At 35.1% G+C, this 9,159-nt stretch carries 7 protein-coding genes; 5 read left to right on the forward strand and 2 right to left on the reverse strand.

The genetic code is table 11. From position 1 onward, the window contains the following. Positions 1–103 precede the first annotated feature (103 nt). From ABS764_RS12420 to ABS764_RS12430, 3 genes are all read left to right on the forward strand, one after another. Positions 104–898: a DUF1961 family protein gene (locus tag ABS764_RS12420; RefSeq protein ID WP_408082122.1), complete on the forward strand. Its 795-nt coding sequence runs from the start codon at positions 104–106 to the stop codon at positions 896–898. Positions 899–963: 65 nt separating this feature from the next. Beyond that, complete coding sequence (locus ABS764_RS12425) at positions 964–3,048, forward strand: beta-galactosidase (RefSeq protein WP_408082123.1); 2,085 nt, start codon at positions 964–966, stop codon at positions 3,046–3,048. A gap of 727 nt (positions 3,049–3,775) precedes the next feature. After that, complete coding sequence (locus ABS764_RS12430; protein ID WP_408082124.1) at positions 3,776–4,348, forward strand: hypothetical protein; 573 nt, start codon at positions 3,776–3,778, stop codon at positions 4,346–4,348. 151 nt (positions 4,349–4,499) lie between these two features. Here the strand turns inward: ABS764_RS12430 and ABS764_RS12435 are convergent, their stop codons facing one another. Next, on the reverse strand, positions 4,500–5,345 hold the full coding sequence (locus ABS764_RS12435; protein WP_408082125.1) for an NAD(P)H-hydrate dehydratase: 846 nt from the start codon (positions 5,343–5,345) through the stop codon (positions 4,500–4,502). A gap of 179 nt (positions 5,346–5,524) precedes the next feature. Between ABS764_RS12435 and gcvT the strand changes: the two genes are divergently transcribed. Then, positions 5,525–6,607 carry a glycine cleavage system aminomethyltransferase GcvT gene (gene gcvT, locus ABS764_RS12440; protein WP_408082126.1) on the forward strand — a complete coding sequence of 361 codons (1,083 nt, stop codon included), beginning with the start codon at positions 5,525–5,527 and terminating at the stop codon, positions 6,605–6,607. Between the two features lie 56 nt (positions 6,608–6,663). After that, positions 6,664–7,386, forward strand: coding sequence for a YebC/PmpR family DNA-binding transcriptional regulator (locus ABS764_RS12445; protein WP_408082127.1), 723 nt, complete (start codon positions 6,664–6,666; stop codon positions 7,384–7,386). Positions 7,387–7,617: 231 nt separating this feature from the next. Here the strand turns inward: ABS764_RS12445 and ABS764_RS12450 are convergent, their stop codons facing one another. Beyond that, positions 7,618–8,955, reverse strand: coding sequence for an MATE family efflux transporter (locus ABS764_RS12450; protein ID WP_408082128.1), 1,338 nt, complete (start codon positions 8,953–8,955; stop codon positions 7,618–7,620). Positions 8,956–9,159 lie beyond the last annotated feature (204 nt).

The raw sequence follows: 9,159 nt of genomic DNA on the forward strand, positions 1-9,159 counted from the left end.
GTATTATTGAAAAAGATATATTTATCATGAAAAACTGACCATTGTTAAAACATTAGAATTAAATGATTACCGGGTAGGTTCCTGAACAAACAAAACATCAAAAATGAATTTACAGCAACTGCTTATACTGTTTTTCTGCATTTCGATAAATGCTCAAAATACTGAAAATAAAGAATTTGACATTCTCAATGAGTCCAGACAATGGAAATTAGAATTTCAGGATAGCGGAACTAAAAACTGGCAAGCGAAATGGTTTCTGGACGGACTTCAGGCCTCTGTCAAAAATACCAAAGCCGGAATGCTGTTGAATGCCGGAGTAAAAGCAGCATCCGATTCGGATCATGCTGTTCTTTGGACAAAAGAATCTTTTAAAGGCAATGTCAAAATAGAATATAATTTTACCCGAAAAGATTCCGCTACCAAATGGGCAATTATTTTGTATCTTCAGGCAACCGGAACCGGCAAAATACCTTTTGTGAAAGATATTTCAAAGTGGAATTCGCTAAGAACGATTCCCGCCATGAAAACGTATTTTACCAACATAAAAGCTTTACATATTAGTTATTCTTCTTTCGAAAATGACAATACTAACAGCGAAAAAGATTATATCCGAGTCCGTCAATATCCTGTAAAGAAAGGACAAAACTTCAACACTACCACAGAAATCCCGAATCCCTATTTTGAAACCGGACTTTTTAAAACGGATGAAACTTATACAATTACGGTTATCAAAACCAACGAAAAACTCTTCTTTAATGTAGTGGAAAAAAACACTTCAAAGCTTTTCAGTTGGAATCTTAAAAATCAGCCTTCGCTTCATGAAGGTCGAATTGGTCTAAGACAGATGGCGAGCCGTTCAGCACTTTATAAAGATTTTTCTGTTTACACAATGAAGTGAGAAAATTACACTTTATAACTAAAAAAACTTAGATTTGTAATTATCTATTTCCAAACCATATCATTATGAACCAAAAAATAACCCAATGCTTTCTGGCATTACTACTGTTGTGGACCGCAGCGACTTTTGCTCAAAAATTAGAAAATTTCTTCCCTTCCAAGGATTTAACTTCCGTAGGAGTGTATTATTATCCTGAACATTGGGATCCGGCGCAATGGGAACGCGATTTTCAGAATATGGAAAAAATGGGCTTTGAATTCACGCATTTTGGCGAATTTGCCTGGGCACAACTCGAACCCGAAGAAGGAAAATACGATTTTAAATGGCTGGACAAATCCTTAAAATTGGCTAAAAAATACCATCTTAAAGTGATTCTGTGTACTTCGACTGCTACGCCTCCGGTCTGGCTGGTTCGCAAACATCCGGATGTTTTGGTAACTAATGAAGACGGCACGAAGATGGATCACGGAACAAGACAACACGCTACTTTTTCAAACAATTATTACCGTTCGTATTCGATGAAAATGATTGCTGAATTAGCCAAAAGATATGGAAATGACAAAAATGTAATCGGCTGGCAGTTAGACAATGAACCACGTCGTTTTCTGGATTACGGAAAAGATGCTCCACAACGATTTCGCAATTGGTTAAAAGAAAAATACAAAACTATCGATGCCTTGAATGAATCTTGGGGTAATAATTTCTGGAGTGGTACTTACAGTACTTTTGACGAAATTAATCTTCCGTTGCATTCGTTATGGGGAATGAATTTACACGCCCAACTGGATCATTACCGTTTTGGTGATCATGAAACAGCATCATTTTTAGATGAACAGGCTAAAGTGATTCGTCAGTATGTCAATCCAAATCAATGGATAACTTCTAATTATATCCCAATGTACGATGTGGGTTATGTAGGAGCTAGCAAAGAATTAGACTTTGTTTCTTACACCCGTTATATGGTTTATGGAAGTGATTTAGGCATTGGACCAAAAGGGTATCGTGTGGGCGAATATTCTAGAATTGCGATGTCGAATGATTTTTTCCGTCCCATGAAAGGCGCTTATGGTGTTATGGAATTACAACCTGGTCAAGTGAATTGGGGAAGCATTAATCCGCAACCTTTACCAGGAGCCATGCGACTTTGGTTGTGGCATGTTTTTGCTGGCGGAAGTAAGTTTACTTGTACCTATCGCTATCGCGCACCCTTGTATGGCTACGAGCAATTTCATTACGGAATTGTGGGTCCTGATGGCGTTACGCCAACAACTGGCGGATTAGAATTCAGCCAATTTATCAAAGACATTAATACTTTGCGTAAAAAACAAAATCCCAAAGCCCAATTGCCAAAGGAATATGTACAACGCAAAACAGGAATCTTATTCAATGCCGATAATGTAATGGGAATTGATTTGAACAAACAAACCAATCAATGGAATACTGAAAAACATTTTTTAAAATATTACAAAGCGGTGAAATCCTTTGGCGCTCCGGTAGATTTTGTTCGAGATACGACTGATTTTTCTAAATACCCCGTTTTAATTGTTCCTGCTTACCAAATGATCGATCAACAAATGATTGACAAATTAACGGCTTACGCCCAAAACGGAGGGAATTTAGTATTGAGCTGTCGTTCAGGAATTCAAAATCGTGAAGGACATCTTTGGGAAGCCAAATTCTACGAACCGATGTGGCAATTAATTGGTTCCGAAATTGAATCTTATGATTTATTGATGCCGCAATCTCCCGATAAAATTAAATTCAACAATCAGGATTTTGAATGGGTTTCTTGGGGCGATTTATTAAAACCAAACAAAGGAACTGAAATCTGGGGTACTTTTCAGGGGGATTTCTATGCCGGAACTCCGGCTGTAATTTCCCGTAAAGCAGGTAAAGGAACGGTGACTTATATTGGTGTGGATTCTAAAAAAGGAGATTTGGAAAAACAGGTTTTGACCAAATTATACCAACAACAAAATATCGCTATTGAAAACTATCCGGAAGGAATTATGGTTGAATACCGTGATGGTTTTGGGATTGCCGTAAACTATTCGGATAAAGTGTATGAAATGAAATTGCCTGCCAATGCTGAAATTATCATTGGAACAAAATCCATGAAAACGGCTGATGTGTTGGTATGGAAAAATTAGGCCACGGATGACACTGATTTTAACGGATAGTCACTGATTTTTAAATCAATACCTATTTTAAAGTATGAATTGGGTCGGGCTTTAGCCCGATTTATAAAATAAATTTCCAAAAGTCTTTAGCAAAAATCTAAATTAAGATTGGGCTAAGGCTTTTTTTATTAATCCTAAAATCACAATTTAATTAAGTAAAAAAATCGTCACTTCGAGTGAATTTTCAGAAAATGCGAATCGCTTTTTCTGAAAATTTGTATCGAGAAGCCTTATTTTACGCTACTAAGCTCAAAAAAGACTTAACTAATTAAAATTCTACTTTGTAAGTATTATTTTCTATATTTGAAAAAAGAATAAACGCTTGTGTTTTTCAGACTTAACAATCAAATTCAAGTAATAATAAGTCTGACAACATAAGTGTATATATAAATTGTTAGCAAGAATAGAAACAAAAATTTATAAGTCAATTTTTATTAAAGCATACATGAGTCATTTGTATAAAATTTTTATTTCACGTCTTAAAGCTCTCAATTCAATCGTAAAATATATATTCATAATATGTTTTATTTCAATTGTTTTCACAGAATTATACTTTATAAAAATTGAGTCCTTTAACGAATTACAATATAGTATAGGAATTATTTATATTAAATTATGTTACTCGTATTTTTCTGCTTTTATCTTTTATTACTTAATTGTTTTCAATCCTAAAGAGAATCGAAAAGTCATTAGTTTTATGCATATAACTAATAAAATAAGATTCCTTGCAATTTTGTTAAATAAAATATTTGTCATCGTTTTAAAAAATGATATCGAATTTACCAATGAAGTTACAAGAGAAAACCTAGATATTCAGATTGACCTTTATATTAAAAGTAAATGGCCAAAGGAAGATGCCAATAGAGGTAGAACATTTCAAAATATTTCTTTCAATCAAGAAAACAACTATCTCTTAAATTCTATTATTGATAAATCAATTCAAATCATTGATGAAATTCTACTGATAAATGATTTAATTGATAGTAAAACCCTTTATTTTCTATTACGCATTAAAAATGACTTACAACTAATTAAAGACATGAAATTTTTTCATATCCCAGATTATAATTCTATGATGTCAGAAATAAATATTTCACTATTAGAGCTTAGTGAAATTAAAGATTTAAGGAAACAATTAATAGATAATTATAAAAACAAAATGGAAAATATCTATGGCTATGAATCAAGAATTCAATACCATAAAAATAGAAAGGATATTTTTAATTCAAATATTATCAAATCCGATAGCCCAGATAACGTGGATTTGTAATCCGTGCCCACAAAGATGAGCAACTTTATCGAGTTGCTTGATGAGATCCTTCCTTCGTCAGGATGACAAGTTTACGGTAAAAGTCCTAGTGTGGTAAAGTCTCCTAACTTCGAAGAAAAGAAATTAGTTTTAGCTTTTACCCGCAGCTATTTCATTCCAAACTCAAAAAAGCTTCCCCAAGATTTTCAATTATATCCGAAGCTATAAACGATTGAAATCCGGTTTTGGGTACAGCAATATCAGCTGTTAATCCGTGTAAAAAAACACCTAAAATCGCAGCCTGAACTGATTCATAACCCTGTGCCAAAAAACTCGTAATGATTCCGGTCAATACATCTCCACTTCCGGCTGTAGCCAGAGCTGGATTTCCAGTGGCGTTTTTATAAACAGTTTCGCCGTCAATAATATGTGTCGGAGCTCCTTTCATCACTACAATCACATGGTATTGCAGGGAAAAAGAAATCGTTTTTTCGAATTTCTCTTCTTCTGAATTCCATTTTCCTATCAGGCGTTCTAATTCTTTGGGATGTGGTGTCAATATGGTTTTAGGTTGCAAAAGCAAAAACCATGTTTTATTTTGAGACAAAATATTCAGTCCGTCAGCATCAATAACCAGAGGAGTTTCGTTTGTTTTCAGAAATTTCAAAAAAGCCTTTTGAGTCAGTTCATCCTGTCCTATTCCTGGGCCAATTCCAATAGCATTGGGTTTAAAATCAAAATTGATGTTAGATATGCATTTTTTCTTCACATCCGTCAAAACCATCACTTCGGGAATAAATGTTTGAACTATTTCATAACCGCATTTAGGAACAAAAGCTGTTACTAATCCGCAACCTGTTTTCAAAGCGGCTTTGGAAGACAAACAGACAGCACCAATTTTACCGTAACTTCCCCCAATAATCAAAGCATGTCCCTGAATCCCTTTGTGGGTATCCACAGCTATCTTTTGATAATGTTTTAAAATTTCCCTTTTATCAATTGAAACAGAAGTGATCATATCATTTTCATTAGAATATTTTCCTCTAATTTAGTTTTATTTCACCGAATAGAAAACGTGTTCTCTTTATTTTTATAAAAAAACAATGGCTTTATTCACAGTAAACTTTGACTCTCACACCTTTGTTACTCAAAATAAAAGCAATAAATTAGCGCCATCAAAATTTACACAAAATCATAATGAAAAATACTGCGCTAACGCACATACACGAAGCTTTGGGAGCAAAAATGCTGCCGTTTGCAGGATACAATATGCCTATCACCTATGAAGGAATAAATGCTGAACACGAAACCGTACGAACGGCTGTTGGTGTTTTTGATGTGTCGCACATGGGGGAGTTTTTACTTTCGGGACCTAATGCTTTAGCGTTGATTCAAAAAGTAACTTCAAATGATGCTGCAACATTAACCGACGGAAGAGTGCAATATTCTTGCTTGCCTAATAACGATGGCGGAATTGTAGATGATTTATTGGTTTACAAAATCAAAGACGAAAAGTATTTGTTAGTAGTTAATGCATCTAATATAGATAAAGACTGGGATTGGATTTCAGCTCACAATGATTTAGGAGTTGACATGAAAAACATTTCTGATGATTATTCCTTATTGGCTATTCAGGGACCTAAAGCAGCAGAAGCTTTGCAATCACTGACATCAGTTGATTTAGCAGCTATAAAATACTATCATTTTGAAGTGGGTGATTTTGCCGGAATCGAAAATGTAATTATTTCGGCTACAGGATATACCGGTGCCGGAGGTTTTGAAATTTATTGTAAAAATGAAGAAGTAGAACAAATCTGGAACAAAGTTTTTGAAGCCGGAGCTCCTTTTGGAATTCAACCCATTGGTTTAGCTGCCCGTGATACTTTGCGTCTGGAAATGGGATTCTGTTTATATGGAAATGACATCAACGATATTACTTCGCCAATAGAAGCCGGATTAGGCTGGATTACTAAATTCAACAAAGAGTTTACCAATTCAGCGAACTTAAAAGTACAAAAAGAAGCCGGAGTAACTAAAAAATTAGTTGGTTTTGAAATGCAGGAACGTGCTATTCCAAGACACGATTACGAAATTGTGGATGCCAATGGAAATCCTATCGGAATTGTAACTTCGGGAACTATGGCTCCTTCTTTGAACAAAGGAATCGGAATGGGATATGTTACAACAGAAAATGCTGCGGTTGATTCAGAAATCTTTATTCGAATCAGAAAAAAAGATGTCCCTGCTAAAGTGGTAAAAATGCCATTTTATAAAAACTAAAAACTTTAAAAAAAACAAAATAATTGTAATTTTGCATCGTCAAAAAATAATCAGAAATGGGAAGAGCATTCGAATTTAGAAAAGGAAGAAAAATGAAACGTTGGGCTGCAATGGCAAAAACGTTTACAAGAATAGGTAAAGATATTGTAATGGCCGTAAAAGAAGGCGGACCTAATCCTGAAGCCAATTCCAGATTGAGAGCCGTTATTCAAAATGCTAAAGCGGCGAACATGCCTAAGGATAACGTGGAACGCGCTATCAAAAATGCAACAAACAAAGATACTGCCAACTATAAAGAAATTTTATTTGAAGGATATGCACCTCACGGAATCGCTATCCTTATTGAGACGGCTTCTGACAATAACAACAGAACCGTAGCTAATATTCGTAGTTATTTTAACAAATGTAACGGTACGATGGGAACACAAGGTTCGGTAGAATTCATGTTTGATCACACTTGTAATTTCCGAATTCCAAAAGAAGGTCTGGATGCCGAAGAATTAGAATTAGAATTCATTGATTTTGGTGCCGAAGAAGTGTTTGAAGACGAAGATGGAATCTTAATATATGCTCCATTCAACAGTTTTGGAACTATCCAAAAAGAATTAGAAAACAGAAACATCGAAATACTTTCTTCCGGTTTTGAAAGAATTCCACAAATCACTAAAAAACTGAATCCGGAGCAAATTGCCGATGTGGAAAAACTGATCGAGAAAATTGAAGAGGATGATGACGTGATGAACGTTTATCATACCATGGAAGAAAATGAAGAAGCCTAATCTTCAATAAAATTATATTAACAAAGAAAGAGTTTAGCATCATGTTAAGCTCTTTTTTTATGGCGTTCCCTTGTTGCAGCACTTTTTCGTAAAACAGCCTATTTTTATCCGCAACAAGGCCGGGCTGTACGCTGTATCTTTTGTTCGGGCACTATAAGTTTAAACCTCAGAATCACTACTCTCACAAAAGGATGCCGCTTCCATCCCTAACGCAGTCCGGAATAAACAAAACTATTTAGTTTGCTTCCACGTCTTGTAAAAAATAGGTGTTTCATAAGATAACATACAAATCCATCCCACTAAACACGCCAGAGCAATTCCTTTAATCCCAAAATAAGGAGCTAGAAAATAAGCGGCAATAACTCTGCCCGCCATTTGAGTAAAAGTAGCATTCAAAGTGACTTTCATCTTCCCTAAGCCTCTAAAATAACCCTGAATCAAATTCGTAATTCCCGGTAACAGATAAAGTAAAATCATTATTTTTAAATACTGCTCACCGGCATTAACCACTTCTGATTCTTCTTTCCCCATAAATAATGAAATTAACGCTCTCGAAAAGAATAACACAATAAGAGAAACCAGTACCGTATAAATCACTTCCATTTTCAATCCTGTTAAAAAGCCTTTACGAATGCGTACAAAATTTCCTTTACCATTATTCTGAGCTATAAACCCTGTAGTTCCATGAGCAATATTCTGCTGAACAATCATCACAAAATCATCGATTCGGCTTACTGCGTTAAAAGCAGCTATAGCAACCACACCCAAAGGATTAATAGCGCCCTGAATGAGAAATTTACCTAAATGCAACGTAATTTGCTGCATTGCTGTAACCGAACTGTAACTAAAAATAATTCGGAATAAACCGCGGTCAAATACAAACTCTTTACTGCTAAATCTTAAAACAGGAATATAAAACCGAACATACAAAATACACAACAAAGCAGCTACGGCTTCGGCAACAACGGTTGCCCAGGCTGCACCCTGAATTCCTTTCTCCCAGACCACAACAAACAGAATATCTAAAACAATATTAAGCAATGCAGAAGCAATTAAAAAATAAAGAGATGCTTTAGAGTTTCCCATACTTCTCAAAGTAGAAGCATAAATATGATAGATAAAAGTAAAAACAAGACCCGCAAAGATAATCTGAAGATAAGAAGTAGCATCATCCAGAATCGCTAATGGCGTATTCAAAAATAAAAGTATAGTTCGGGAAAAGAAAAAACCCAAAATTATTAGCACTATAGTAAACAAACCTCCGGAAATTACAGAAGTGGAAATAACACGTTTTAGTTTATCAAAATTTTGTTCTCCAAAATACTGCCCCATCAACACTGACATTCCCAGACAAATCCCGATAATCAAAAAAAGCAAAACATTCATCACCGGACTGGCAGCACCAAGTGCGGCTAAAGCATCAGCACCAATAAAACGACCCACAATCACAGAATCAGCTGCATTGTATGTTAAAACAAAAAAATTACCTATTATTAGTGGTAAGGTAAAATGAATAATTTGCGGAACAATAGGTCCACGGGTCATATCCACTAGTTTTTGTTTTCCCATAATAAAATTAATATTCTTTACAAAAATAGTCCAAATATAAACCCTGTTTCTATCGAAACAGGGTTTATAGAATCTGAAACAAGTTCAGGTTAAAGAAAGGAGACGAACCGAGCCGTTAGGCGAACACGTCGTACCTATAAAAAAAAGAGCCCCAACCTTTTCAGGTTGGGGCTCAATAAAGAAAGGCGACGACATACTCTCCCA

It is taken from the genome of Flavobacterium plantiphilum (assembly GCF_046000495.1).
Taxonomy (GTDB): Bacteria; Bacteroidota; Bacteroidia; order Flavobacteriales; family Flavobacteriaceae; genus Flavobacterium; species Flavobacterium plantiphilum.

What these genes read in the sequence shown, in the direction of transcription:
- ABS764_RS12420 (WP_408082122.1), top strand. Translation starts at nt 104, where the DNA reads ATGAATTTACAGCAACTGCTTATACTGTTTTTCTGCATTTCGATAAAT.
- ABS764_RS12425 (WP_408082123.1), top strand. Translation starts at nt 964, where the DNA reads ATGAACCAAAAAATAACCCAATGCTTTCTGGCATTACTACTGTTGTGG.
- ABS764_RS12430 (WP_408082124.1), top strand. Translation starts at nt 3,776, where the DNA reads ATGCATATAACTAATAAAATAAGATTCCTTGCAATTTTGTTAAATAAA.
- ABS764_RS12435 (WP_408082125.1), bottom strand. Translation starts at nt 5,345, where the DNA reads ATGATCACTTCTGTTTCAATTGATAAAAGGGAAATTTTAAAACATTAT.
- gcvT (WP_408082126.1), top strand. Translation starts at nt 5,525, where the DNA reads ATGAAAAATACTGCGCTAACGCACATACACGAAGCTTTGGGAGCAAAA.
- ABS764_RS12445 (WP_408082127.1), top strand. Translation starts at nt 6,664, where the DNA reads ATGGGAAGAGCATTCGAATTTAGAAAAGGAAGAAAAATGAAACGTTGG.
- ABS764_RS12450 (WP_408082128.1), bottom strand. Translation starts at nt 8,955, where the DNA reads ATGGGAAAACAAAAACTAGTGGATATGACCCGTGGACCTATTGTTCCG.